General features: G+C 43.4%; 31 protein-coding genes. 25 read left to right on the top strand and 6 right to left on the bottom strand.

Annotated elements, in window-relative coordinates; all coding sequences use genetic code 11:
* Positions 1 to 36 precede the first annotated feature (36 nt).
* The 7 genes from R7P35_RS13795 (at position 37) to R7P35_RS13765 (ending at position 3,025) form a co-directional block, all read left to right on the top strand.
* Positions 37 to 495 carry a Ref family recombination enhancement nuclease gene (locus R7P35_RS13795; RefSeq protein ID WP_020840922.1) on the top strand — a complete coding sequence of 153 codons (459 nt, stop codon included), beginning with the start codon at positions 37 to 39 and terminating at the stop codon, positions 493 to 495.
* Positions 496 to 564: 69 nt separating this feature from the next.
* Positions 565 to 861 (top strand): hypothetical protein, encoded by a 297-nt coding sequence (locus R7P35_RS13790; protein ID WP_020840921.1) that lies wholly within the window; start codon positions 565 to 567, stop codon positions 859 to 861.
* A 242-nt stretch (positions 862 to 1,103) separates the two neighbouring features.
* Positions 1,104 to 1,532, top strand: a complete 429-nt coding sequence (locus R7P35_RS13785) for a hypothetical protein (protein ID WP_065969360.1) — start codon at positions 1,104 to 1,106, stop codon at positions 1,530 to 1,532.
* Between the two features lie 104 nt (positions 1,533 to 1,636).
* Entirely contained in the window at positions 1,637 to 2,029 is a 393-nt protein-coding gene (locus R7P35_RS13780) for a hypothetical protein (RefSeq protein WP_020840918.1), read from the top strand.
* Between the two features lie 10 nt (positions 2,030 to 2,039).
* Positions 2,040 to 2,540 (top strand): hypothetical protein, encoded by a 501-nt coding sequence (locus R7P35_RS13775; protein ID WP_025630641.1) that lies wholly within the window; start codon positions 2,040 to 2,042, stop codon positions 2,538 to 2,540.
* A complete protein-coding gene (locus R7P35_RS13770; protein WP_020840916.1) occupies positions 2,527 to 2,811 on the top strand; it encodes a hypothetical protein in 285 nt (94 codons plus the stop codon). Before R7P35_RS13775 ends, R7P35_RS13770 begins: the two co-directional genes overlap by 14 nt.
* Before the next feature lie 4 nt (positions 2,812 to 2,815).
* Positions 2,816 to 3,025 (top strand): hypothetical protein, encoded by a 210-nt coding sequence (locus R7P35_RS13765; protein ID WP_025562239.1) that lies wholly within the window; start codon positions 2,816 to 2,818, stop codon positions 3,023 to 3,025.
* A gap of 364 nt (positions 3,026 to 3,389) precedes the next feature.
* Here the strand turns inward: R7P35_RS13765 and R7P35_RS13760 are convergent, their stop codons facing one another.
* From R7P35_RS13760 to R7P35_RS13735, 6 genes are all read right to left on the bottom strand, one after another.
* Positions 3,390 to 3,803, bottom strand: coding sequence for a hypothetical protein (locus R7P35_RS13760; RefSeq protein WP_139046877.1), 414 nt, complete (start codon positions 3,801 to 3,803; stop codon positions 3,390 to 3,392).
* Positions 3,804 to 3,937: 134 nt separating this feature from the next.
* Positions 3,938 to 4,573, bottom strand: coding sequence for an MltR family transcriptional regulator (locus tag R7P35_RS13755; RefSeq protein WP_065969358.1), 636 nt, complete (start codon positions 4,571 to 4,573; stop codon positions 3,938 to 3,940).
* Between the two features lie 159 nt (positions 4,574 to 4,732).
* A complete protein-coding gene (locus tag R7P35_RS13750; RefSeq protein ID WP_025562236.1) occupies positions 4,733 to 5,212 on the bottom strand; it encodes a hypothetical protein in 480 nt (159 codons plus the stop codon).
* 134 nt (positions 5,213 to 5,346) lie between these two features.
* Positions 5,347 to 5,922 (bottom strand): hypothetical protein, encoded by a 576-nt coding sequence (locus tag R7P35_RS13745; RefSeq protein WP_065969355.1) that lies wholly within the window; start codon positions 5,920 to 5,922, stop codon positions 5,347 to 5,349.
* A 149-nt stretch (positions 5,923 to 6,071) separates the two neighbouring features.
* Positions 6,072 to 6,818 (bottom strand): hypothetical protein, encoded by a 747-nt coding sequence (locus R7P35_RS13740; RefSeq protein WP_065969353.1) that lies wholly within the window; start codon positions 6,816 to 6,818, stop codon positions 6,072 to 6,074.
* 134 nt (positions 6,819 to 6,952) lie between these two features.
* A complete protein-coding gene (locus R7P35_RS13735; RefSeq protein WP_025562235.1) occupies positions 6,953 to 7,273 on the bottom strand; it encodes a YbjQ family protein in 321 nt (106 codons plus the stop codon).
* 443 nt (positions 7,274 to 7,716) lie between these two features.
* Here R7P35_RS13735 and R7P35_RS13730 point away from each other — a divergent pair, with 443 nt between their 5' ends.
* The 18 genes from R7P35_RS13730 to R7P35_RS13645 all read left to right on the top strand — a co-directional run bounded on the left by R7P35_RS13730 (position 7,717) and on the right by R7P35_RS13645 (position 26,281).
* Positions 7,717 to 7,959 carry a type II toxin-antitoxin system Phd/YefM family antitoxin gene (locus R7P35_RS13730; protein ID WP_020840902.1) on the top strand — a complete coding sequence of 81 codons (243 nt, stop codon included), beginning with the start codon at positions 7,717 to 7,719 and terminating at the stop codon, positions 7,957 to 7,959.
* A gap of 12 nt (positions 7,960 to 7,971) precedes the next feature.
* Complete coding sequence (locus R7P35_RS13725) at positions 7,972 to 8,307, top strand: type II toxin-antitoxin system RelE/ParE family toxin (protein WP_029796471.1); 336 nt, start codon at positions 7,972 to 7,974, stop codon at positions 8,305 to 8,307.
* 185 nt (positions 8,308 to 8,492) lie between these two features.
* Positions 8,493 to 9,074 carry a hypothetical protein gene (locus R7P35_RS13720; RefSeq protein WP_020840900.1) on the top strand — a complete coding sequence of 194 codons (582 nt, stop codon included), beginning with the start codon at positions 8,493 to 8,495 and terminating at the stop codon, positions 9,072 to 9,074.
* A 241-nt stretch (positions 9,075 to 9,315) separates the two neighbouring features.
* Positions 9,316 to 9,738, top strand: coding sequence for a hypothetical protein (locus tag R7P35_RS13715; protein WP_020840898.1), 423 nt, complete (start codon positions 9,316 to 9,318; stop codon positions 9,736 to 9,738).
* Positions 9,739 to 9,776: 38 nt separating this feature from the next.
* Positions 9,777 to 10,694, top strand: a complete 918-nt coding sequence (locus R7P35_RS13710; protein WP_021822543.1) for a hypothetical protein — start codon at positions 9,777 to 9,779, stop codon at positions 10,692 to 10,694.
* Complete coding sequence (locus R7P35_RS13705) at positions 10,684 to 12,477, top strand: terminase (protein WP_254664655.1); 1,794 nt, start codon at positions 10,684 to 10,686, stop codon at positions 12,475 to 12,477. Before R7P35_RS13710 ends, R7P35_RS13705 begins: the two co-directional genes overlap by 11 nt.
* Positions 12,478 to 12,488: 11 nt before the next feature.
* Complete coding sequence (locus tag R7P35_RS13700) at positions 12,489 to 14,594, top strand: portal protein (RefSeq protein ID WP_065969351.1); 2,106 nt, start codon at positions 12,489 to 12,491, stop codon at positions 14,592 to 14,594.
* 19 nt (positions 14,595 to 14,613) lie between these two features.
* Positions 14,614 to 15,126, top strand: a complete 513-nt coding sequence (locus tag R7P35_RS13695; RefSeq protein ID WP_046265293.1) for a hypothetical protein — start codon at positions 14,614 to 14,616, stop codon at positions 15,124 to 15,126.
* A 4-nt stretch (positions 15,127 to 15,130) separates the two neighbouring features.
* Positions 15,131 to 15,448, top strand: a complete 318-nt coding sequence (locus tag R7P35_RS13690; protein ID WP_031856816.1) for a Gp49 family protein — start codon at positions 15,131 to 15,133, stop codon at positions 15,446 to 15,448.
* A gap of 26 nt (positions 15,449 to 15,474) precedes the next feature.
* Positions 15,475 to 15,960 (top strand): hypothetical protein, encoded by a 486-nt coding sequence (locus R7P35_RS13685; RefSeq protein ID WP_020840892.1) that lies wholly within the window; start codon positions 15,475 to 15,477, stop codon positions 15,958 to 15,960.
* A gap of 207 nt (positions 15,961 to 16,167) precedes the next feature.
* A complete protein-coding gene (locus R7P35_RS13680; protein ID WP_139110275.1) occupies positions 16,168 to 17,280 on the top strand; it encodes a hypothetical protein in 1,113 nt (370 codons plus the stop codon).
* A 14-nt stretch (positions 17,281 to 17,294) separates the two neighbouring features.
* A complete protein-coding gene (locus R7P35_RS13675; RefSeq protein WP_021453721.1) occupies positions 17,295 to 18,518 on the top strand; it encodes a N4-gp56 family major capsid protein in 1,224 nt (407 codons plus the stop codon).
* 59 nt (positions 18,519 to 18,577) lie between these two features.
* A complete protein-coding gene (locus tag R7P35_RS13670) occupies positions 18,578 to 19,024 on the top strand; it encodes a hypothetical protein (RefSeq protein ID WP_318092211.1) in 447 nt (148 codons plus the stop codon).
* 113 nt (positions 19,025 to 19,137) lie between these two features.
* The gene (locus R7P35_RS13665) at positions 19,138 to 19,602 is read left to right on the top strand and encodes a hypothetical protein (RefSeq protein WP_020840888.1); all 465 of its coding nucleotides are present in this window, start codon (positions 19,138 to 19,140) and stop codon (positions 19,600 to 19,602) included.
* Positions 19,602 to 20,180, top strand: coding sequence for a hypothetical protein (locus tag R7P35_RS13660; RefSeq protein WP_064490279.1), 579 nt, complete (start codon positions 19,602 to 19,604; stop codon positions 20,178 to 20,180). Before R7P35_RS13665 ends, R7P35_RS13660 begins: the two co-directional genes overlap by 1 nt.
* An 8-nt stretch (positions 20,181 to 20,188) precedes the next feature.
* Positions 20,189 to 20,860: a DUF6682 family protein gene (locus R7P35_RS13655; RefSeq protein ID WP_065969345.1), complete on the top strand. Its 672-nt coding sequence runs from the start codon at positions 20,189 to 20,191 to the stop codon at positions 20,858 to 20,860.
* Between the two features lie 19 nt (positions 20,861 to 20,879).
* Complete coding sequence (locus R7P35_RS13650) at positions 20,880 to 25,424, top strand: hypothetical protein (RefSeq protein ID WP_064490280.1); 4,545 nt, start codon at positions 20,880 to 20,882, stop codon at positions 25,422 to 25,424.
* The gene (locus tag R7P35_RS13645; protein WP_065969342.1) at positions 25,421 to 26,281 is read left to right on the top strand and encodes a DUF4376 domain-containing protein; all 861 of its coding nucleotides are present in this window, start codon (positions 25,421 to 25,423) and stop codon (positions 26,279 to 26,281) included. The genes R7P35_RS13650 and R7P35_RS13645 overlap by 4 nt, the downstream gene beginning before the upstream one ends.
* Positions 26,282 to 26,388 lie beyond the last annotated feature (107 nt).

Raw genomic sequence — 26,388 nt, 5'->3', positions numbered from 1 at the left:
GCGCTTTTTTTGTGCCTAGAAAACAGGAGAAGAGCAATGAAAGGTCGCAAACCGACAAAGGCAGAACAGATCTATGGACAGGCCGTGATTCAACGTTGTGGCTGTATAGCTTGCGATAAGCTTGGTCACCCGAATGATTGGCCTGAACCGTTGGAATACGTTGAGTTTCATCATTCGAGTGAGAAAGGTGCGGTTAAGCCACTAGCTCACTTTTTTGGTTATGGCCTTTGTCCCGTTCACCATCGAGGCGCAACTGGCGGCAACCCAATACCAGAAGGCGAACCAGTACGACACGATCCGCTAGGTAGTCGCAAGCAATTATTCTTCAACAAGGTTGGTACAGATTTAGAGCTGGTGGAATATGCGTGGTCTAAATTGCCACTAGAAGCGCTCGATCAGATTGGAGAGCTTACCGGAATATGGAGCTTTGAAGAGTTGGTGCGAGAGGACGCGAAGCAACGCAACATTTTTGAAAACATAAATTCCAATATTTAGGTTTGTTTGTGTAATCATCGAACGGATACAATTATTTTTGTTCAATGAATATTGCAAGGTGTGACTGACATGACCAAAAACAAAATTTCACCGAGAGATGAAATCGCGGCAATAGGATTTAACGCAGCTATTCGTCTCCTTTCTATCCATAGACATTGCTCAGAACAAGATGCAGTTGAGTACCTAGCGTTCGAGCTAGGCCGAGCAATTCCACAGATTGAGCATTACCGAGTAGTAGGGCTAAGTATCCACTTAGTTCCTAAAGTCATCGAGATAATGCGACAAAACAAAATCCCATTTGGCCGCCACCAGCTAGCGCCAACAAAAGAAATTGTTGCTATGGCACAATGGCGCAACACAAAGTGACGCAAGGTATTGCCAGACAAAACACAGGGGAAAATAGGCTTGATTGTTGTTTTGTTTGGATTCGTGATCTTCTCTGTTGGTCACGCTCTTTTTATGATTTCGGTGTTGTCGTTCTATGATTCTATGAATCGAAAGCTAACAAATAAGACATCGACCATAATTTTTTTGATTGGAACGCTGCTTATGACGAGCGGCTTTCTTCTAAGCCCTTTGTGGCTAATTCAACAAATAGGTATGAACAAATGACCGACCAAAAAGTGCTAAACAGCAAAACACGACCAGAACTAAAGAACTTTCTTGAAGAGTTTGTGCAAAGGGAAGGTTTTAAAATCGCCTTAACCATTAATCCAGAGATTCAGGATGATGAAAGAGTAGGTCTAGGCATTAAACACGAACAGTTTCCTACGGTTAACAATAACCTCGCTGATCACATCGGTTGTGCTTTGAACGAGGCGATCAAAGAGCTTATGCCTCAACTTCTTCCAAAGGTAACGGCTATTGCTCTTGCAAAGATGGCAGGTGTGGATTTGAGCTGCGTGAAACTTACAGAGTGCGATTGTGAAGATTGCCAATGCAAGGATTCTGAACACCACAATGAAAGCGACGAATCAAAAGACGACGGAGCAGAAAAGATCCGAATTACTTCAAGCCCGTCAAATCGTATTCACTGATGCGAAACGCTTAAACCTTGATGAGTTTATGATCCGGCTAGCCAAGCTAGTCGGTTCGTACAAGTCTGTCACTATCTACGAGAACAACGAGGAAATATCCAGCTATGACACGCGAGATTGTACTGTCAACGCAAGAACAGCTACTAGCCGAGGGGATTCTTTCGAAATCAAGATCACTACTGAAACAGATGGAAGCCAACACACTGCAACCTGTTAGCGTTAGTGAGCTTTGTTCCTTAGCAGCGGCTAAAGCCTTGGCTCTTCTACATGACCATGAGGATGTATCGAACATCGTTATGGAAAACATTTCTTTTGGTATTGCTAACTCGAATTACTACCTACTCAGAACCAAGCAACAAGAAAGCCAAATCAAAGAACTACAAGAAGAAGTGGCCCGACTAAGCAAGTTGCTTGAAGAGTCCGGCCAGATAACTGTTATCGACGCAGTTACACCGGAAGAGGCCGAACTAGGCGAAGTTAGTAAGCAAGACAGCTAAGGAGAAAGTAGTGAATACCATTGACGCAGCGACCATTGTTTTCCAAGACGTACTTGGTTTTGATAATCCAGAATTTGCAAGCGCTTACGTCCAACTAGCCTACAGCGACCAAGCGGAACTTGATGCTCTATGGTTTGACTTAAATTGCGAATCAATGAAAACCATTCTGGCGAACGTAATTGCAGAGCGCACCGGAACGTTGCCGACTCTAGTTAAAGCGGCCATTCAAACTAAGCCGCAGTTTTGCAATTACTCAGTGATGAATCACATTGCTTGGCAATCGCTTGTTAATCATGCCGTCAGTCAAAAAAACGCAGAAATTACGTGTTTTGAACTGGCTAAAATCATTCTGATGTATCCAGATTGCCCTAAGTTCTCGGAAGCTTGCGAATACGTTATGGAGCTTGGTTGCGACGTTCCTAGTGATTTTCGTGCGGATTTTACTGTGTTCTTTAACGAGACTGTTTCGGAATATATCGAAGAAGAGGCAAAAACCGATGAGCGTGAGTGAGATTAAGCAATTAGAGCGCGATTTAGGTGCCGTGATCGGTTATTTGAGTGCGCCTAAGTTAAGCGCGGTTCAGTTAGTTATTCGCAAAGCAGAGGCAATCAAGCGCCTTACCCGAATGCTAGACGAAGCAAAGTTTCTAAAGCAGCAAACAAAGTGCATGGTATTGCATGAGTTATTTGCTGAATTTGAGGGGCGTTCGGCCAGCTCTTTAACGATAGATAAGCTGGTGGACGTTATTAAAGAGTGTAATGAGCATCTAAAGACGGTGTGAGCCTATGGGATACGATCTAGCGGAGTATTTAAAGCAGTTTGGTTTAACAGTTGCCGACCTTGAGGACGAGTCGGGGCGAGGCCGTAATACGCTTTATACTTGGTACAAAAAAGATAAGCAGATTCTTATGTGCATCATTCGATCACGGCTTTCTAGCAAGCTACAAGTCATTGCCAAGGATATCGACAACAAACTTTCCATGTTGGAACCATAGTGATATCGGCCACCGAGATTGAGTATTCAGTAAAACCATGTCTTTTTTGCGTGGGAGCGAATGATAATGTGGGCATGTAAAGCGTACATACTGTGTATATTGGTGTGTACGCTGTTCTATCCCTGTAGACTTAGTAAGGCGATGGTCTCACTGTGTAACCATTAATACTGGACATCAAGTGAGCCGACTTCCGATGCGAAATTTAAACTGATGTTCCACCACGGCCTTCAACAAATAGTATCATGCCGTTTTAAGGTGTGAGGAACACCGAAGCCCAAGCATATTACCTAAAAACTAAACCTAACGTATAGTAAAAATGCCACGCGTACCGAATCACTATTAAATTGTTTGTTAGCTTTATTAATTACACCTTGGGTTTCAGACTAAGTAATACCTTAAGATCCGGAGTCATCTTTCTGACCATGCTTTGCCATGTTTGGTAAAAATCACCGACATCACCAGTCGGTTTCCCCGAGTGGGATTTAGCATTACTGATTGCGTCGATTAGACTTCCAACAATGTTCGCTGCATTTTTATGCTTTAGATATAATAGCTCTGACATGCAATGGTGTAAGTCGTTAATTCTTGGTTCATTTATCATGACAATCTCTCCATTTGGACCTTCATTCATGAAGTCAATGTCATGAACAACTCGCTTCACCTCTGTTCTAATATCCTCAAATTTTACAAACCGTGAAACTATTAGTCCTGCATAAATTCCAGAAACTACGCTTAAAATCAAATTGAAAATGCAATCTAACACAGTATTATTTTCCACATTTAAAGCTAACGTCCTGTTAGGGTGTGAGCAACGCAATACCGAAGTTACCGCATACCACCTTAAACACTAAAAACTGAGGCTTAACAAGAGTGCCACGCGTGCCGAATCACTCTTAAATATTTTTGTTTGGTTTATAACCGCTCCGCAAAATCCGTACCTAGGACCTCATCAAGTTTTGTCGTAAAGGCTTGAGCTAGTTGGGCTGAATGTTCACCATTATAGTCTTCCTTTACGGTGCATTTTTCCAAATCGGCCCGTGTAGTTTCAATCTGTGTAACGGCTATCATCATCGAACGACAAAAGCGTGAGCGAGGTGGGATTTCTTTGGGGTGAGGGTACAACTTCAGTTCATGGCACCTAGATTTGATAGGATTTTCGTCAAAGCTAATTGGCTTAGATACATGAGCAAAGTCATTTCTAATTCGTCTTAATAGAGTCAGATCTGAGCGTACATTTTTTGAAATAAGGCCTAAGGCGTAAGCTAGTGCTATTTTGGACGAGAATGTCCCACAAGCACCATTGAATTCGAACAATTTACTGACTTCTTTTAAATCATCGACAAAATATGAACGTAACAACTCACCTAAACGTTCATCTATATACGCCGCTGCCATTAAAGCGCAACCACGATCAGACTCAGAGGTAATGGTCTGTCTGAAATCTGTTATGCGCCTAAACATTTTGGCGGCTTCACTTTCTGCGTCTCCTAAAAGATCTGCACCTAAATCTTGGACAATTTTCGTAAGATTTACCTTATCAATTTCCAAGCTTACCTCCTATTGATCATTTAGATTGTGCTTTAAAACCTAACGCGGTGCTAAGTGGTGAGCTATGTAGACCACTGCTCTTAAAGTATAGTGCCGTAAACACTAAATTAAAAACAAACCGAAAAGGCCAAGCGGTGGTAATTTGTCTTAAACGCTTTGTTATGTGTTATCCCGATTGCAACGAATAAATCTAGCCAATTGAAACAAGTACAACCTCTGTAAATTCCAAATCCAACCAATAAACAATAAAAATAGAAATGAGTTTGCTAGCTTGGAAAACTTCTCGGCTGATGATTCCAGAAACAGCGTTTCCATAAAACCACCACCAACGATAACAACCAAAAAGCCCAGCATGAAAACAGCTAGAATCTGCAATGGTAAGATGATTTTATACAACAGTAGACGCCAATTTAGTGGTAATAGAAGAATCAAATCACTTTCTTGCAAATCACCATTTGCTTCTTCGCTAGTTCGACGGATAAGCGTTTGCACTGGTGTAACACGAGCAATTAAAAGCCCAAAACACCACATGCCCAAAAAACCTATGATTATAGGAGTATTGTCAGCAAAGTATTTCCCTGCAATTGGCAGCGAACTTAGGTATTGATACATTTTGTTCGCTATTTCTAAAGTTTCCATTTTGCTCCTTGCACATAACGCATTGTTAAGGTGTGAGGGTCGTGCTTACGTATATAGGCGTAAGCACTAAAACTAACGCAGATTAAAAAGCCTTGTGTGCCGAATAATTCTTGAGCAGTTTGTTATATTTTTAACTACGGTGCCCAAAATGTAGCAATATACTGATAATTCATAGCAATGACTAAAAGTGGAGCAATAATCATAAAGAGCCCGAACCACTTCATAAATTGATATGTTTTTTCACCGGCTTTAACGCGCGTCCACTCTTTCTTTAACATATCTTGTGTTAGAGAAATGAGTTCATTTTCTTTTTTTGTAACATCTTCGACCTTGAAGTCGATTTCACCTTTTGCTGCGAACTCATACAAATCGCCTAAAATATCGACTATTTCTTTATCGTCGACTTTGTTCAAATGAAGTCTAAGCGAGTTGTAGCTACGAGTTATTTCACCAGTTAATTTTATGTTGTCATCATAGAATTTATCTAATGCATCAGGATCTTCCTTTTTAGCTACAAGGTGGGAGGTATAGTCAGCCACCGAAGACGTAAACAAAGAAACTTCACCTCTTACGCGGTCGATCCAGTCTTGTCTGAACTCTGACGTTTTTTGATCCTTTGATATCAGTATATTCGTGAACGTAATTAACCCCGTTATTAAAGAAGCTATAATTGCTCCCCCGGCTACAAATACCGTGGCTGGTAACTCCATCAGATTCTCCATTAAATATAACGCCGCATTAAGGTGTGAGCAACGCTACCACGAAACTAAACCATGCAACCGTAAACACAAAACCCAACGATATCACCAAAAATACTAAGCGTTGGGAATCACTCTTAAATGCTTTGTTATGTGCGTTTTCAAAATAACGCATCACTTAGACAATATAAACTGTATATACCGATTGAAGCAGGTAAAACAACATCGAGAATTAGCCACCTAGCGCTCTGGCTACGAACTAAAAAATGATACCAATTATCAAATCTATGTAGTGAAGCAGAAATACGAATGTTCGTAAGGTGTTGCTCCAAACCTTTAATAGTATTATCTATATCATTCAATTTTTTTAACAAGTCATTAAGCTTTGATTGTTCGGAGGAATCTGATTTTATGTTTTGACAAAGACTTTCAACTTCCAACCAGTGTTTATTGAGTTGTTCAATAGCTGAATTCGAAGCAGAGTTATTTTCTAACATCCAAACATAGAGATTAGAATTTTCGCTTTTACCCGTAAAATCAAGCCGCTCATATGTACTTCCCATTGAGCCTCTGTTCCCTCGAAACTCAGTATGTTTGGTTCCTGTCAGTCTAATTCTCCAATATGAAAACTTGTTTATTAGTAGCCATGAATAATGGACAAGCTCATATGCAACAATAACGAACAGAATCGTATAGATTGTATCAGGGGTTAAATTGTCAAACTTCATTCCCCCTAAAAACCTTGAATCAGCAGCGGGCATAAGCCCAAGTTTGAGCATCACTAAGGTAATGCTTGAAGCGATTATCAAGTTTCGCCTTATTTTTTCTTCATAATCAGTAGGTTCAACAGCCATTGGCTCTTTCATTACTGATTCAACTTGTTCTTTGAATTTTTCGTTATTCTTCATTATTACCCTAAAGCACATAACGTCGCGTTAAGGGGCGTAGGCACGCAATACAAAAGTAACCGCATAACACCTTAACCACTAAACTTGCCGCAAACTGAAATGCCACGCGTGCCAAATCCTTCTTGAACGCTTTGTTATGCAACTTGCTCGACCGTTACAGCCGTACCATATGCAACTACCTCAACTCTGCCTTCTTGTGCTGAAACCGAGTCGTAGCTCATACCTATAATTGCGTTAGCACCTAACCGTTTTGCGTCTTCTATCATCAAGCCATAAGCTTGTTCTCTGGCTTCTTCTGATACGTTCGTCAAGGCGTCGTCGTTATTGCCTGCGAAAGTCATCCCACTCTTCCAAACTTGCTTTAAATTAGGTTTCTTAGTAACGACCCCTTTTGCAACACCATGATAAGCACAAATCTCTTTTTTATGTATTTCATTAGTGGTAACTACAATCACTACTTTCTCCATTATTAATTACTGTTGCATAACGCTTTCTATATACGGATTTTAGCCGTCTTCCATACTCCTATAATGCAATCTTTCCAATTACAGTTCAATTGATAATCAATAGGTTAATGAGAGGTAATGGGTATTGGATTACAAAATGACGGATAGTTTAAAAAAGCTTACTTGGACTACCTGGGATAACTGTCGGTAAGGAAAACTTTTATCCAAATGAAGTTAATAAGCATAAAAAGCACTTAATCGGTCAATCCGTGATGGGGTTGATCTAAATTTAGTTTAAATTTGGACTAATCTCGTTTTTGGTGTATAGTTAGTTGCGTAGGTGAGTTGAATCCTGAACAATTAGGTTCTCATATACGTTTAAACAATAACAATTGAATAACAGTAATAGAGCAATAACAATAAAAATAACAATAGCAAAATAGGATGAAATCATGCGAACTGAGACGGTAAGCTACTTAAAGAAAAATGCAGCCGATCTCCCACTGGATGAAGCGATGACGATCACACAAAACGGTAAACCGATTTATGTGGTGGAATCATACGAAGAACGACTAAAGCGCGATCAAGCAGTAGCCTTGATGAAGCTTGTTACTATCAGTAGCAAGGATGTAGCTCAAGGTCGCACAATGTCATCGAGTTCATTTAAGGAGAGATTGGCCGCCAAGAAATCATAAGGTGACCATAAGATGGCCAATATTGTTTATACGGAAACGTTCTTTAATACAGTAGAAGAACGTATTGACTACTACTCACAATGGAATGATTCCATTAGCGTAGTAGAGAGAATTGAAAATTTGATTGAGACGTTCGAGCAGAACGTTGAGAGCAATCCGGCCATATATCCGGCTTGTTATGAGCTAACTCAGCTTGGAGTGTATCACTTTCGTCAGTTTAGTTTTGATGGGTTCAAACTTATCTATCAATACGACGATGCGACAGATACGGTTTACGCCATGGTTTTGATTAGTGATAAGCAAGATTTGCAGAAAACCCTAGTGGACTACTGCATCCGGTTCTTATAAAACTGATGATTAAAAGCCGCCTTTCGAGGCGGTTTTTTTATGCCTAAAGGTCGCAATAGCGGCCTTTTTTGATCATCCTCAAAAATATTTTGTTTTCGTTCGTGTCTTTTTGTTTACAAATGAAAATAGGAGGCTATATTTTACATGCAAACAAAATTGCACCTTTCGACACGATGATGACCAAAATGACCAACTTAAAAGAAAAACAAATCAAACTTGCTACTGCTGCTATTGCTGATCTTAAAGAGCTGGTGGCGCAAACAGGCAATCTACTAATGAATCTTTCTAAATCTGGCGTTGAGGCAACTGCAAAGGCCGTTTGTAACTTCTACAACGAAGCGTCACCAATCCAACAAGATTGCTTAGACATTGCTTACTGCTGGTGTGGTTCTTGGGATTCAGAGAACGAAGCGCGTGAAGCATTGGAAGCCGTTAAGGGTAACGCAATCAAAGCCCTTGCTTGGAAGCAAAACCGCCTAGAAGTGTTTGAGTGTGAGCGTCCAGAATACCGCCAAGGCATTACTATCTATGAAGTGGTGCGCGTTTCTACTAAGCGAGGTGAGCCGCTATCAACGCATACTAATTACTTCTCTAGTAAAGAAAGAGTCAAAGCATTCCTAAACAAGAAATATGACTTTTACGCGCCGGATATGGAAGAGAACAGCAAATTCAAATGTATCGAACGCTCAGACTACTCTTTGCAGTTCTACCAAGAAGATGAGGAATATCTGATTGAGTTCCACATGAACCATGTAGATGTAGAGTAATTGTTTGTTCGGGAGGTTGTTAGCATGAACGCTGAAGTAATAACTCAAGAAATGTTCAATTGCATCTTAATAATCGTGGAATACTTTGCCATTCTTTTTATGGGAGTATTCATCGCTCGTAAACGTGGCGTATTTAAAGATAAAAATAATCCTCGAACGCATATTTAAACTAAACAAGCCAGCTTTAAAGCTGGCTTTTTTGTTATCATTCGTGTCATAAAGTTCACAGGTGAGAACAGATATGGCCGTTTATATCCCCGTCAGACACTTAGGAAAGGCTTTTATCGAAAGCCAAGCCAAAACACCGACCAAACAGCAAAGGGACATTAGCAAGGCTTACCAGAAGCTACATGCGCGTGTTCAGCGCAACCTTATCGGCTTGCCACCATATCAAACTGAAGTTCTATTTCATCCAACTCGCAAATGGCGAATGGATTACGCTTGGCCAGACTTAAAGATTGCCTTGGAGGTTCACGGCGGTACTCATTCAAATGGGCGTCACACTCGCGGCGTTGGCTTTGCAAACGACAGAGAGAAGATGAACGAAGCGCAGCTTTTAGGCTGGATTGTTATTGAGATTGCATCGGACAACTTAGGCCAGCTTAGAGGCTGGTTAGAACGTGCCTTTGATCATCGAACGAAAACAATGAATACTGAGCAGTGATAATATGTTGACGCAATTGAACACTCGGAGTTAGAGAAGTGGCGAGAATTAATTGGGAACGCATTAAAAAACAATACCTTAGCGAATACGAAGAAACTGGCGTTGACGTTAAGACGTTTTGTGTTCGCAATGGTTTAGTCTACTCCACAGCAAGAAAATACTTAAATAACAAACTGTTACAGAGAAAAGAGAACAAACCAAGCGAACAGAACGCGAACAACGAAGAAGTTCAGGGCGAAAAATTACAACCAAAAGGGATTACACCGCCCAAAACCAAAATCAAACGCAAGAAAACCGCGAATCAATCAAGTGCCAAAAATGGACACGGTGGCCGTCGAGTTGGCGCTGGCGCTCCAAAGGGAAATAGCAACGCTTTCGTGCATGGCTTGATGACTAAAGCATTTGGCAACCTAGTTAAATACTCTCATCAAGTCGATGACGAATTTAAGTTAGAAGTGCATAAGCTTGCTGCTCTTCAGGCGCTTGAGTGCTACACGCAATACAAAGATGAATTAGCCGACTTCCTCAAAGAGCTTGAAGAACGTGGCGATAAACCTACAGAACTAGAGCAGGAGTTTATTGACCGACTTGAGAAACGAATCGAGTCGAGTTTTGGCATGGTTTGCCACCACACCGGAAAGCTTGAGTATTTAGAGGGCCAAATGGCGAACCGTCGATTAACCAATCGAGCAATAAGCAAGGTTATCGCTCAAACCACACAAGTCGAAGTTGATACCAACCTTAAACGCAAAGGCATTGCGTTGGCCGAAGCGAATACTGACAAGGCTAAGGCTCAAGCTGCCCTTGCTCGTCATGATCTCGACCAGAAACAACGTGAAGGTCTAGGCGACGATGATGATCTAGGTATGTTGCTAGATGAAGTTCAAGATTTGGATGATGATGAAATCATTCAGCGCTTCAAAGATAAAGGTGGAGTGTTGAACGATGATGAATGATGGTATTCAGCCGTATAAGGATTCTATTAATGGCCGTGGCATAAACCTAGTTATGCCAGCGCTTACCGATCAGCAATTCAAAGCGCTTTCACGGCCAGAGAAGCGCCGTTACTTCAGGAACTATATGACCTGTAAGGAATGGCGCTTAAACAACCTTTACAAGATAGAGAGTGATAAAGGTCGCGTTGTCACGTTTCGAATGCGTGACGCTCAGAGAGATCTCTTTGAAACAGCCCATACCTTTGAATTGATTCTTAAAGCGCGTCAGTTGGGCTTTAGTACCTTTATCGACTTGTACGCGCTGGACTCGTGTTTATTCAATAAGAACTATGCCGCAGGTATTATCGCGCAGGATTTGGAAAGTGCTGGCGCTATCTTCCAGACAAAGGTTGTCTTTCCATATAACAATTTGCCTAATTACTTGCGTTCTCGCATTCGTGTAGTTCAACGAGCTGGTGGCGCTAACGGTGGCCGACTCAGTTTTTCCAATGGTTCACGAATCCGTGTTGCAACGTCATTCCGTTCCGGTACGTTGCAGTTTCTACATATTTCAGAGTTGGGCCGTATTTGTGCAGGTTACCCACAAAAGGCCAAAGAGATCCAAACAGGTTCGATGCCTACTGTTCACGAAGGTTGCAAACTCTTTATTGAATCGACGGCAGAAGGCGCGGCAGGACTCTTTTTTGAGTTGTGTAAGAAAGCCGAGGAACGAGCACATAGCGGAGTGAAGTTAGGTGCTAAAGATTTCCACTTTAGATTCATTCCTTGGTTCACTCATCCTAGATATTACTCACCATTGCCATTAGGCGGATTGAAGCTATCCAAATACTTTATTGAATACTTTAAGTCGATTGAGCCATTCGTGATCCGTCACTTAGGTAGACCGTTAACGGATGAGCAAAAGCAGTGGTATGTCGAAACCTATAACCACTACGAAGAGTACACAAAACAAGAGTATCCAAGTACACCACAAGAGGCGTTCTTAACGTCAGGCCGTCGTGTATTTAGCGCTCCTTCCTGTATGGCTGCGGAGTCAGCTTGTACCAAACCGTTGCTTGTCTATGACGTTAATCCAGAGACAGGTGCAATGTTTGATGTTCGAGATAGCGTAAACCGTGAAGGTAAAAGCGAGAACATGCAGAACGGATTACAGGGCTATTTGCTTATTTGGGAATTGCCTGATCCAGAAAAGGATTACGCCCTTGGCGCTGACGTTGCGGAAGGTCTGGAACATGGGGACAGAGGTTCAATTGATGTGCTGGACGAAACTGGCAATCAAGTTGCTCATTGGTTTGGTCATATCGACACAGACCAGTTTGCAAAGATTATCGCAATCATTGGAAAGATGTACGCAGGTAAAAACGGCAGAGCGGCCTACGCTGCGCCAGAACGAAACAACCACGGCCACGCCGTTTTAAACGTTCTACGCGATATCTATCCAATATCCAGAATCTACCAAGAAGAACACCACGACAAGGAAGACGAGGACGAAGAAACAGGACGATTAGGCTGGCTTACCACTCGTAAATCCAAGCCGATAATTATTTCAAACTTAAATGAGCAATTGCGCAATAATACGTCGGGCATTCGATGGATCGGGACAGTTACAGAGCTGAATACCTACGTTTATGACTCCAAAGGAAGCATGAACGCAATTGAAGGCGCATTTGATGACCAAGTGATGAGCTATGCGATTGCGCTAGAAATGGTTGTTCGAATGCCTAGAACCATGACCAAGTTACAGCCACGCACCAAGCGATCAAGCGATTGGCGTACTAAGTGAGGGGAGAATTTATGGCTTGGAATGAAGACCATGCGGAGCATGACGGCAAGGGCTTTAACCTTGCTCAATTACGCCGATTAGTCTCAAACGTGGAAGCACAACCAAACTGGCGCGACCCAGCGCAAAAGTGTTGTGATTACTACGACGGCAACCAACTAGCGCCGGAAGTAAAACAAGTCTACGAAGAACGTGGACAACCGATCATCATCAATAACCTAATAGCGCCAGCTATTGACGCCGTTTTAGGTATGGAAGCAAGAACACGAACTGATCTTGTACTTACAGCCGATGACGATGACGGCGAAGAGCTACGCGATGCACTTCAGGAGAAGTTTAAAGATGCGTGGCGACTTGCACGAGCTGATCGCGCTAATGCCGACGCTTACGCTTCACAAATTAAAGCTGGTATTGGTTGGGTAGAAGTTACCAGAAATGACGATCCTTTCTATGGTGGTGGCTACAACATCAAGCCAGTTCGCCGTCAGGAAATGTGGTGGGACTGGAACGCTCAAGAGGCCGACTTGTCTGATGCTCGATGGTTGCTGCGTAAACGTTGGATAGACGTTGACGAGGCTATTGCTCATTTCCCTGAACACGCCGAAATCATTCGCCAAGCAATGAATAATTGGGAAGACTTTGCAAACCTTGAAAGCTACGAAGAGCAAGACCAAGATTTGCTTGCTGCTTACCATGAATTTGAGAGTTGGGATCGAAATACGTCTGAATGGTTAGATCAGGCGCGTGGCCGTATCTGCTTACAGGTTATCTACTACCGTACATTTAGACGCGGTTATGTCATCGACCTAAAGAATGGCCGAACAGTTGAATACAATCCAAATAATATCGCTCAAGCCGTTGGCGTAAAAATGGGTACATTTAAACCACGAATTGCTACATGGTCAGCAGTACGCGAAGCGTGGTTTGTTGGTATTCATAGAATCATTGATCGTAAATCAGTTGCACCGAGCGGATACTTTCCAATTGTTCCGTTCTTCGGTTATCGAATGGATAAATCCGGCCAACCTTATGGTGTTGTAAGCCGAATGATTAGTGCTCAAGATGAGATCAACTATCGTCGTATGAAGCTTACGTGGCTGCTACAAGCTAAACGTGTCATTGCAGACCAAGACGCAACCAATATGAGCCGCGAAGACTTGCTCGAAGAGGTCGAACGCGCAGATGGTTACATTGAGTTAAACCCTGATCGCAAGAACAAGAAATCAATCAGTGAAGCTATCCAGATTCAGCAAGATTTCAATATTGCGAGTCAGCAGTTTACTGTTATGCAGGACTCAATGAAGCAAATCCAAGACGTTGCTGGTATCTACAATGCAATGTTGGGCCAAGACTCTTCAGCCACCAGCGGAGTGGCTATTAACTCGCTAGTGGAACAAGGCGCGACTACGCTAGCAGAGATCAATGACAACTATCACTATTCGAGAACACGAGTTGCTGATCTGTTAATGGCCTATCTAATCGAAGACCTAGCGAAGCAAAGCAATATCGCTGTAACTATCAACAAGCAAGACGCCCATAAGCGAAAAGTCATTCACCTAAACGTGACCAATGACGACGGCACAGTGACCAACGACGTTAAGCGTTGGAAAGGTCATATCGCTCAAGCTCCAATCCAGCAAACTGCCACATTCCGCGCTCAAATGGCTCAACAACTAACCGCGCTAGTTGCTCAGTTGCCACCACAAATTCAAATGGCAACGCTAGATATGGTTGTCGAGTTAATGGATGTACCTAACAAGCAAGAGATCCTGAACCGTATCAGACAAACTCTAAACATTCCAAAAGCGCCGGAAGATATGACGCCAGAAGAACAAGCAGCTATGCAGGAAGAACAACGCAAGCAGCAAGAAATGGCTGAAATTCAAATGCAGCAGCTACAAAACGAGGTTGCTTTAGGCGCGGCCAAGGTTGAAGAACTACAGGCCAAGATTGCCAAACTACAACGTGATGCAGAAAGCCAAGACGTTAAAGACAACAAGGTTGAGGCCGAAACTGCGAAAGTTTTACAGGAGGTCGCAGAAGTCAAAGCACAAGCAGATAGCACAGTTAATGCAATATTAGCGAACATCGACCAGCAATTGCTAAACCTTCAAATCTAAATGTAAGAGGTAACTAGAAGTGTGGGAACAAGTTAAAAACATCGTGGGCGAATCCGCCCCTTTGGTCGGTTCATTACTTGGCGGTGCCACTGGTAAAACAATAGGTACTCTGATCGCTGGCGTTCTTGGTGTCAAAGATACACCGGACGCCGTTATCAAAGAGCTGATAGAAAACCCTGAAGCTCTAACAAAGATTATTGAGTTTCAGAATCAACACGCAGTTAAGTTGCAAGAAATGGCGCTTAACCAGTTATCTATGCAGCTAACAGACACACAAGACGCGAGAGGCGCACACGGCGATCACTGGATGCCTTCAGCGTTAACTCTGATCTTGTGTGTCATGGTGTCAGGTATGTTTTGCTCATTGTTTTGGTGGACGGTTCCAAAATCATACGAGCAACTAATTATCATGATCGCAGGTCAGGTAATGGGCGCGTTCTCAACGGCTATCGTGTTTTGGCTAGGCTCAACGATGATGCAGGGCTTAGGTCGTACAAAGCAACCAATGAAGTTTATGAAGTGGGGGAAGTAAGTAAATGAAATTACCAGCCGAGTTTAAACCGAATACTGAAATTCAAGAAATGATGGAAGAGCTAGGTTGCACTGGCAAACGTGTAAAGCCTCAAGACATTGTTGATCGAATTGAAGAGGTTGATTTTCAAACCGTCACGCTTGCAGGTAATAAATTCATGTATTGCGGCATCAAGATGAAAGGCGGCTTTGTTGTTGTTGGTAAACCAGCAACTTGTATCGACCCTGAAAACTGGCGTGACCAGATTGGCCGACAAGTGAGTTTTAACAACACATTCGAAGAGATCTACAAGCTAGAAGCTTACAGAAAGATGAGTGCATAAGACGTAATTGTTTGGAGAGAAAAGACATGTATGACAAACGACTAAGAAGCTATCGACCTAAATGGTTTAAGACTTGGGAACTTGTGAGCAAAGCTGCTTATCAGGCGCGTGGTGAAAAGGCCATGCTTGGTATGGATGCTCGATTGCTGATCACCATTGATGAGCTGCGAACGCTGCTTAGTGAAATCGATCCGAAGAAAGCGGCGCTTATCTGTAACAACTGGAAAGCTGGTGGATCTCGTGGTTACTCAGGTCTGCGACTTGCGAGTGACAAACATTTCACTCCATTCTCTGCGCATGGCAGAGGGCAAGCTGTTGATTTGATTAGTAATCATTACACGGCTCAAGAGTTGCGTGATTTGATTATCAAACACAAAGACCGATTCCCTTATCTAACGAGAATGGAAGAAGGTGTGAGCTGGTTGCACTTGGATGTGTTCAACTTACCAGAAGATGCACCAGAGAATGCAATCCTGTTGTTTACTAAATCAGGTGAGACTCGTTACGCCTAGGTAATTATCGAACGTTAATTTTTAGTTTGCATTCGTAAATTTGTGGTACATTTATCAGCAAATTGAGTGTGCGGCGAAAAACTAACGCAACACGAGAACATAAAAAAGCCAGTTAGCGCGATTGCGTTAGCTGGCTTTCTTGTTCGCAAGTGCGGCGATAAGCACAAACCAAACGCAAGCGCAGCGATAAGCGCACATGAGGGGATTATGACTATAGAACTTGACCAAGCACTATTAACTGGCAACGTCGAAGACATTGACGCACTGCTAGATGAAATTGACCTAGATGACGATTTGGGCGTTCTCAGCGGTGAAAATGACCAAGACAACCATTCGACTGATAACGAAATGGGCGTAGGCGAGGAAGATGAGGCACTACCAAGTGTTATTGACAATACTCAGCCAAAAGGTGACGCCAACCTAGATAAATCAGAACAGGGCCAAGAGCCTAAAACGAATGCGGCCAAAGATAGCATTGGGGTTCGAGAGATTGACGGCAAGCTCTACATTGAAGTTGATCCAGACAATGCAGCGGTAGCAAGTAAGGACGGTAAACATACGATTCCTTATGCAGTTCTAGAAAAGGCTCGCAATCAGGCGAGCGAAGCGTCAAGCCGTATGCAGGAGCTAGAGCAACAGTTAAGTGAAGCTACAACCGCCAAGGAAAAACTACAGCTATACACCAAGCAATTAGAAGAAGCTGGTATTACGCCTGAAAAGCTACCTGAAGAATTGCTGAATGATGAAAATGCGCTCAATGCGCTGCGTGATGAGTTACCAGAAACGGCGGCAAATTTACTAACGGCGCTAGTTAAGCGTTTTCAAAGTAAGGCTGCGACCACTCAACAAGAAGCCAATGACGGAGTTAACGAAGTTACTAACGCGCTAAACGCTGACGAACTAACAGAACTTCGCACTTGGGAATCGAGTGACCGTGACCGTTGGGATATGGCCCTAGTTATCGACAACAAGCTCAAGAATGATCCAGCGTTCCAAGCCATGCCACTAAAAGAACGCTTTGCAGAAGTGCAACGCCGAGTGAAGGCCGCTTTCGGTGATCCGGTTCAAGCGTCAATTGATGCTGAAAAGGCACAGAAACAAGCCGAGCAAGGCCAGCAGCAACCTCAACAAACGGCAGAAAAACAAACCGTTGTACCTAATTCACCGTCTAGTCTAGGTGGTTCTTCACTGGACACTACGGCGGCAGCTAATCAGGCATTGTTGAATCAAGACGCACTAGCGCTTGAGCAATCACTTGCCAATATGTCGCCAGAGAAGGTTGAAGAGTTCCTAGCTCAAGCGGTGATAGCTCTAGATTAGTCGAGGATTTCATAATGACTACTATCACTAAAGCTCAAGCTGCTAAAGCGTTTGGTGCCGCGCTGTTTACTCATACGCGCCGCCAAAACACTTTTGTAAACATGCTAACTGGTAAAGCTCCAAAGGCAGTGCCAGCAGACCGCAACCGAAACAAAACTCAAACTGAAGCTGGTGCGCCAGTTGTAATGATCACCGACCTTACAAAACAGGCTGGTGACACAGTTGAAATGGATTTGTTCCACAACTTGGGCGGTATGCCAACGATGGGCGATAAAAAAATCGAAGGTCGTGGCGAGTCTCTATCAAAAGTTGAGTTTGAATTAGTCATTAACCAAGGCCGTCATAACGTCGATTCAGGCGGTAAGATGGCTCAACAACGCACCAAGCAAAACCTACTTCAAGTAGCTCGTACAATGCTTGGTAACTACTTCAACGATCTACAAGATGAAATCGCAACGTATCACCTAGCTGGTGCGCGTGGTGACTTCATGCCTTCCGACATGATTGTTCCAACTGCGGATCATCCAATGTTTGGTGAAATCATGGTTAACCCTGTTACCGCTCCTACAGCGGATCGCCACTTCTTCGGTGGTGACGCAACGGGTATTGCAGATATCGTGGCAGCCGACACGCTAACCCTAGCGAAGATCGATGAAATTGCGCTTTACCTAGAAGAAATGGCACATCCAATCAAGCCTATCCGCTTCGAAGCTGATGAGCTTTACGGTGAATCACCTTTCTACGTTCTATTTGTTACTCCGCGCCAATGGGCCGACCTATGGGCTGACGTTCAAGGGGCTGGCAAAGTGCAAGAGCTGATCGCGAATGCGGTTAACCGTTCGCAAGGCTTTAAGCATCCACTATTCCAAGGTGACCGCCTAATGTGGCGCAACATCTTGGTTCGTCAATACCGCAAACCAGTACGTTTCAATGCTGGCTCTAAAGTGAAAGTTGGCGCAGCAAGCGGCAACGGCACTGAAACTGAAGCTACAGCAGCTACCGTAATTGACCGCGCAATCCTACTTGGCGGCCAAGCGCTAGCAGTGGCTTACGGTAAATCTTCAAGTGGTGCTCAGTTCTCTATGCACACCGAGAAGGTTGACCACGGCAACGGTCGTGAAACGTCTATCGCTTGGATGAGCGGCGTTAAGAAAGTTCGCTTCCAAGAGAAGAATGGCCGAATCAATGACTACGGCGTAATGGTGCTAGATACAGCCGTTGGCGGTTTATCTAAGTAATAAGTGACTGGCTGGCTATCTAGCCAGCCTTTATTCATCGGAATCAAAGGAGAATTGCAATGGCAGTTAAAGTATCACCAGCTGTTAAGCAAAACGTCTACAACGGTACTCACGGTAACCTTTCAGTGATGTTCGCTGAAGTTCCGGCACTTGCTGATGGTGACTTGGTTATCGCAGCAAGCCTTGAGGCTGGCGTGAAGCTGGTGGAAGTTAAGATTCTTACCAAAGGCGAAGCGGTTACTAGTTTGACTGCACAAGCATCGCTTAATGAAGTGCTGCTAGGTGATGGTATTCATGCGCCTCAAGTTGGCACCAAGCTAGAAGATGTGATCGGTACGGCCACGGAAGTTCCGAAAGGTGCGTTGTCGTCTGATGCGGCTGGATACTTTCCGTCAGAAGATGTTGCTGAAAAAGATAAGTGTCTTGTTCTAACGTTCGCAGGTGCCGCAGTTACGGAAGACAAGATCCGTCTAGCGATTTACACCACTTCAGTCGGCACTATCTAAGATAGTCCACTCTGTTGAAAAACAGGCCAGTCAGATAATTGGCTGGTCTTTTTTATATGTTCCGTGGCAATGGCCGCAGCTCAACACATCGAATACACATAAGGGTATTGACTATGACAGCAGAAAAGAAAATTGTTTGGATCGGTGAAAAGCCAATTAAAAAAGTAAACACGCTTGGCCGTGACTACTACTTTAACCGTGGCGAACCAACCAGCGTACCGGAACAAGTGGCGCACCGATTACTGCAAATCAAATCTTGTTTTGCTACTCCTGAAAGTGCTCAGTCTCTAATCGAGAGCCTACAAGCTGAAGAACAAAAGCGCCAGCAACTAGCGGAACGAGCGGCGCAACTAAAAGCTGAAGAAGAGAAAGCAAACACTTGGCTCGTTATGGTTGATGGTGAAGTCGTCAACATTTCCAAATACACCAAGGCGAAACTTGAAACCGTTATCCTAGCAGAAGAGCTTCCGATTGATCCGTTAGCGTTGGAAGTTCCAGAAGGCGAAACACATGCGTCAGCTCTACGCATGGCAGTGCGTGACAAGCTACACGCTAAACACGGTATTCCAGAGGCTTAATGATGAGCGCACTATCTGATTTATATCGGTTAGTGCGTCAGCGTTGCGCTGGCGTTGTCGATATCATGATGGATGACGCCTTGCGCGACTCTTACCGCGAGTTTTGCGAGAAATCAGAGTTCCTAAAAACAAAGGTCAAATTGACCGCCGTTGTGTCTGGTGTGCAAATTCCGGTTGCTGGCATTCCTACCGATTCAGCAATTCTAAAAATTGACAGCGTAGTGAGTAATTGCGGTTCTCCGCTTTACGTCAATGACGACTACGTTTTTGATCCTGTAACCAACGAGTTCACATTCACGAATCACTTTGATGTGGTGACCGTTACGGCGGTACTAAAACCAAAGCTAAATTTCGATGAGAACAACCTTAATTCATACCTAGTTGAAAATTACGGCGAAGCTCTAGCGGCTGGCGCTGCTTACCGCCTCCGACTACAGGTTGGTACAAATTGGTTTAACCCTGATCTCGCGTTGATGTACGAGCGTGAATTTATAGAGGGTTATCGCTGCGCTTACCGACTAAGCAAAGACAACTTCAATTCATTCAAAAACAAAGTGCGCAAGCACAATTTCTACTAGAGGTGTGTATGTCTGCTAATAACACTCCGGTCAAACACTTGATCGATGAGGCAGCTCGTCTCGTTGTCGATAAAAACATGATCCGTTGGGATAAAGCGTTTTGGGTTGATGCGTTCAACTCGGCAGTTCGAGCAATCCTAGCAATTCGATCTGATGCGCTAACGGCCAATGAGGACTTTGTTTGTGTTGAGGGTTCAACTCAGACAATTCCAGTAGGTGCTCGTTTTGTTGTTGATGTTCTGCGAAATAAAGGCGGCGCGGCCATTTCTGGCAATGTGGATTTGAAGATGCTTGATGATTATCGCCCTGAATGGCGTTCAGAGCCTCTTGCTAGCACGGCCAAAGCGTGGCTTTACGATGACCGAAATCCAACCAAGTTTTATATGTATCCTCCGGTAGTTTCTGGAACAACCATTGAGTGCGTATTTGCAAAAGTGCCTACGCCAATAACTGAAAGCGATTACGACTCTGAAACCAAATGCGAACTAAACCCGATGTACGACAACGCAATCATTGAGTGGCTTGTCTACCGCGCATTTAGTGAGGATGCGGAGTTTACCGCTAACGCCGCTCGTGCAACCACAGCATTAAACGCCTTTAGAACAATGCTAGGCGACAAGAGCCAAGCAGATAGCATCGTTCAACAAAAGAGCGCTGATATCAAAAACCAACCACGCTAATTAATTGGAGTAGAGCACAATGAGTAGTAGCTGGTATCGAAGAGGTACGGTAACTGTAACCGACGGCTCAAAAGAGGTTGTAGGCGTTGGTACGTTATGGGTTGATGCCGGAAATAAACCGCTAGCTGGCGATATCATGTTCATAGCTGGCAGTATTTATGAGGTCGAATCGATCACCGATAACGAACATTTGTCACTGTTCAGACCATTTACTGGCGTTCCACCAGCAAATGGTGAGTATGCGATCATTCGAAATACTTCAGTAACTATTGCAACTCGTGTGGCCGCAATGGTCGCGGCGGCTATCAACTCAAAACAAGTGTTGCTTGATGACCTTCGAGGTTATTACACATCAACGGCTGACAAGGTTCTTATTCACACCGATGACGGCTCAACTATAGAGGTTGTGCCACTTCAAACACTGGTGTCAGATATCACAAACCTGATCGCTCAGTCTGAAAGTATTAAAAACGATCTAGCTAATACACAGGCAGCTCTAGATCTTGTTCGTCAATACTCTAATGCGGCGCAAGGTGTCGAAGTTGAACCTGGCAAGTATTCAGCGAAGAGCTATGCGGCTGATGCGGCGGATACGTTGGCTTTAGTGAACAAAGCAAAAAGCGATGTGGATTTAAAAGCCTCTCAAGTTCAGCAAACCAAAACAGATATTGAGCAGTTTGTAAGTACATCAAAAACTGAAATTGATGCCAAGGCTACTGCTATTAGTACGGCTATTGCTACGCAAGCGACTACCGTTAAGGGCGAAATCACAACACTGGTTACGACAAGTAAGAGCCAGATTTCTGCGCAAGTAACTACTGGTAAGAGCGATATTGCCGAGCTTATTACTGGTGGAACGGACAGCATTTCTTCACTTTCTTCTACGAGTCAAAGTGAAATAACGGCGCTAGCTACCAAAAGCAAAAGTGACATTGTGGCTCTTGCTACTCAGAGCAAGAAAGATATTACGACTCTTACGACAACGAGTAAGGGTGAAATTTCAGATCTAGTGGCTGGTGGCACTAATAGCATTACGTCACTTACCGATACGAGCAAGGGTGCAATTAACACCTTAGTTAGTGCAAGCAAAACCGAAATCACGGATCTAGCTACCACAGAAAAAGCAGCCATTTCGCAGCAATCAACCGCAGCAATTAGTGAAATGACTTCACTAAAACAGAGCGCCGAACAAGCAGCATCAACGGCAACACAAAAGGCTACTCAAGCGGCTGCTTCAGCTACAAGCGCAGCACAAAGTAAAACCGATGCTCAAACCCTGAAAACGCAAACTGAAGCCTTAGCGAATGAAACAAAGCAAGTAGCGGAAGAGATTAAATCCGGTAGTTATGTTGGTTGGCAAATCTATTGCCAAAGCGAAGCAAACATGAAAGCAGCACGAATGCTAGCTAGTGAACAGTTTGCGGCTAGTGGATTCGTTGATTTTGGTCGTCACTATAGTTCTGGTAATTATGTTCCTGTCAATGAGGGGCTTTGGTCGCAGTTAGATTCACCAAATAGCCTAAGAATAGGTAAGGTCACCAATGCTTCAGGAACGTCAAAAACTAACCATGCCGTTACGCATATCGCAGGCTTTATTTCGCAACTGATTAATATCAACGATGCGTTTGAACCAAGGGCTTCGATTAAGTTTCCTGAAGCCCCGAACGGCGCAGTTGTTTATGACTCCACTGGTAACTGTCGTGGTTCTGGTAAAGTTAATCTAGATTTGTCTAAGGAAGCTGATCCTAAGTATGGGGATGTTGCTGCTAATAGTAATGAAGCAGTTGCTCGTGCATTTGAGGGAGCTTGTAAAAACGCTGATTTGCGTCTCGGCTTAGAGTATTGGCGTCCATCTACTGCCGATGCGACTATTGATAATGCAGGCAATGGTGTTCTAGCTGTTAGCTATGTTTCTGCGTGGTCTGGTGTTTATCTTCCGATTGAGCTTGTGGCTGGTCAGAAATACGAAATCTGTTTTGAAATAGTTAATAGCGGCGGTCAGATTGGTCAAGGTATTTCACTGCGCGGTTGTACTAGCTTGTCACCGAGTGATGGTGAGGATAGTACCACAGCATGGTATTACCCTAGAAAGACTGGCATTTACAAATGTACTTTCACTTCGACAGAATCAAGCTCAAAAACAATTCGCTTTATAGCGAATAGTGCAGCCGCCAATGGTACTGCTCACTTTAAGTTGCATTATGTGCGGCCAGTAACCGAAGAAGTGGTTATTGAGCGTGTTGATATGTTTGGTTTTGAGTTCTTCTTAGAAGAAATCAGCAAGTCCAATCCATTTGTTTATCCTTATGGTTGTATTCAGTCGCTTGCTTCCACAATGGAAGGTATTGCTACTACAGGCTCTAATCGACCTGTAACTTATTATGCCGCTTTTGATGGTGATACAGGCTCAAAAGGTAAAGGCGTTGACTTTTGGGCTGCAACGGATGAGCAGAAGAGAGCTTTAGTTTCTAATCCTGAACACAACATTTATTTACTTGATGATGGACGCCTTGTTCAATGGCGTGTCCGTCAGAGAACTATTGCAGGTGCAGGTAATGGGGATTGGGAAGGCTTTAGTCCTGTCGATGCAACACAACACTATTTACATTTCTACGGCGTGTTTGGTAACTGTTCGGTGGTTAATCCACAGGGCATTAAAGATGTACTCGGAGGTAATGGCACTTCATTTGGTAAACCTAATAATGTTCTTGGGTATGGCGTTTTTGATGGCAACGTTGAACCTATTCGTCCAGATGAAAGTTTGGGCGCGTATAAAGTTCGTTTCTCTCATGCTTCAGATGGTTCTTACGCAGTAAACGGTGAGTGTTATTTCTATGTTTGCGGTGTAGTTCCTCGATTAAACAAAGGTGCTTATCATCCAAGCTTTAACCCTATGGGTTCGGCAACGTGGAGAACTGACGGTGTCGGTTACTCTAAATGGTATGAAGGTGAAGGTGCTAGGAATCTTATCAACGTACAAAAGTGTTTTGCATTCTCGAACACCACAGGCGTTTATGGTGGTTCTATTGCATCAAGTCATTACGGTCGTCCTGATGCTAAACGTTACGATGCTATCTATGCTTCAGGTCAAGGTGGTGTAATTGACTACCGTTTATCTGCTTGGGATATGGGGAGCAAAGATGAAGCAGCTAAGGTTTTCCAAAAGCTAATCGAAGGTACTTATCGTGGTAAAGAACATCTTCCCCGTATGCGTTCGTTTGTACCTCAATACACAGTAAGCGCCGCTCATGGTACTTATTTGCGGATTGAGGCTAATAAACTATTGGGAAATACAGATTGGATCCCAACAGCTAGCAGCATTGCACAAGGTGTAGAGTGTTCTGGTAGCTTGATCGTCAATGGCGTGGTAAGGAAAGTTAAGAAGATATACAGAAACACTAACCTTGATTACTACCTAGAAATGGAAGATAGGTTAGGTAACGCTGTTGGGGATGTTATTTGTGGTGTTATTGGTGACTATGCGTCTTTTGAGATATCGGGCAATTTCAATATGATTGATGTGCTTGGTTCGCCAGAGCGCATTTTGGCTAAAACTGAACTAGCAAATGGTTGGCTTGGTGGCTGGATTCCGGTTGTTCCAAACAATACATTGGTGGCAAATAAATTTCCGATGACTCACGTTGCGGTGGATAAGGATCTGCGAATGTATTGGAGCGACGGTGACGCAGCTTGGCAAACCGGAACTTATACGTTCGCTTCATCATTAAATGCGCGTGATAACAGTTCTGCAATCCCATCAACTCGCGTTGCATTACATTCTTATACTGCTAGCGCAAAACTTACTAAATCAGCAAACATCAAGCCTATATTAAATGGCGCTAATGGCGTCGGTGATGTTTACGCAACGATGTTTAATGATCGTACTCGTGGTGGATTATTACGGGAAAGTTTTATAAACAAAGTTGTTAGTGGCTACTCGCAGAAGCATCCACACAGCCAAACAGTGAAGCTGAACAAATGTACGTTGCTTGATGGATATTTTGCTAGTAACCCTGATTTCTCGCCAACGCATGAATGTATTGCACTAGGTGAACCAGCTTATGATGATTCAGCAATCAAAGTGTTGTGGAGTCAGAGTTCAAACAACCAACAGGCCAATTTAAATCTATCATTCAATGAGTTGATTTGGGTTGGTAGCTATTCGTCGTTGAATGTAACCAAAATTACGTCCACTAACACTGCGACTGATGGTGTTGCTGGTCAGTTTTATTTAACCGATCCAAGTATTACAAATGCTTTGGGTAATAAGTTGCTTCGCTGCGTTAAGTCTTTTACTGCGTCTTGGGGGGATGTGTGGTTAGAGAACGGAAAAGGCTTTGTGTATATCACAGCTCCAACGGGAGATCCTTTCTTGGTCGTATATGGTTCACAGTCGGACTTATGGGGTGATGATGGAAAACTGCGAATCGTAAGTGAGGTTGGGACATATAAGAATCTCAATGGTGATTTATGTCTATATGGTACGCATGAGCTGGCAATTCCATACGGCTACACAAAGAACAAAGCTCGTGCTGGTTCTCAAGTTAGTGGGGTGGATTTATGATCATTGATACCGACTACACAGCTCTAACCGATATTGATGAGAATATCCGGCATTATTATGCTGAAGATGTTCGAGAACGAGTGATTGGCTACGCAGAGGGGGAGGAAACTTCCCCTATAACTGAGCAATACACGGTTATCGTTCTTAATAAGCCTGAAGAAATTACTTATCAGGATGCAAACCAAAGACGCTGGGAGGGTAAGTCTTGGGAGCAACTTGTTAAGCCAGAGCTTGAACGAGCAATTGCTTGGGAAGATTTTCAAGTAAACCACGATCAATATCTTCAATGGCTGGTGGATGTAGAGAACTTTGTTCCTGAAATCACTATTGGCGAAGATGGTGAAGAAGTTGACACGTTGCCACCAGCGCGGCCAGTGATCGATATGCAAAATCGCCGCGCCGTTTATGAAGTAATTGAAGTGTCATACGACGCTAATTATTACACTCATAATGGTGAATACGATTATTTGGTCAATGATGAAGAGTTTACTGTTACCAAGACGCCAGTTGTCGAGAGAAAGCCTGACAATGTGATCGCGGAGTTTCATCGGAACAAGGCGCAAGCTTTGCGAGATGAAATACAACTATCAAACATCTTTATTCATGGATATGAGTTCCAAGTTCGCCAAGTTGACCGGAACAACATGGATGAAACGCTATGGTATGCAGAGCGAAATAATATGCTGGATAAAGAGACGGTCTGGATTGCAGCAAATAATAAACCTGTAAGACTGACGTACAATCAAATCCAACAAATTAAAGATGCTTATGCGATTCGATTGGAAAAGCTATTTAATCAATATGCCACTTGGACAGAAGGGGATATGCAAACTCCATTCGAATTTTTAGAAATCTAAAGTTCTCGATTGGTGATTTTTGTTTTCAATCGAGAAAGTGTTTTTATTCCGAGTTATTATTGGTCAAGCATTGCAGTTTATGACGGGGTGCGAAAGTACCCCGAATT

Source organism: Vibrio sp. Vb0304 (assembly GCF_033338995.1).
Taxonomy (GTDB): domain Bacteria; phylum Pseudomonadota; class Gammaproteobacteria; order Enterobacterales; family Vibrionaceae; genus Vibrio; species Vibrio alginolyticus.
Note: the sequence above shows the minus strand (reverse complement) of the source record. Positions and strands in the feature narration are given on the sequence as shown.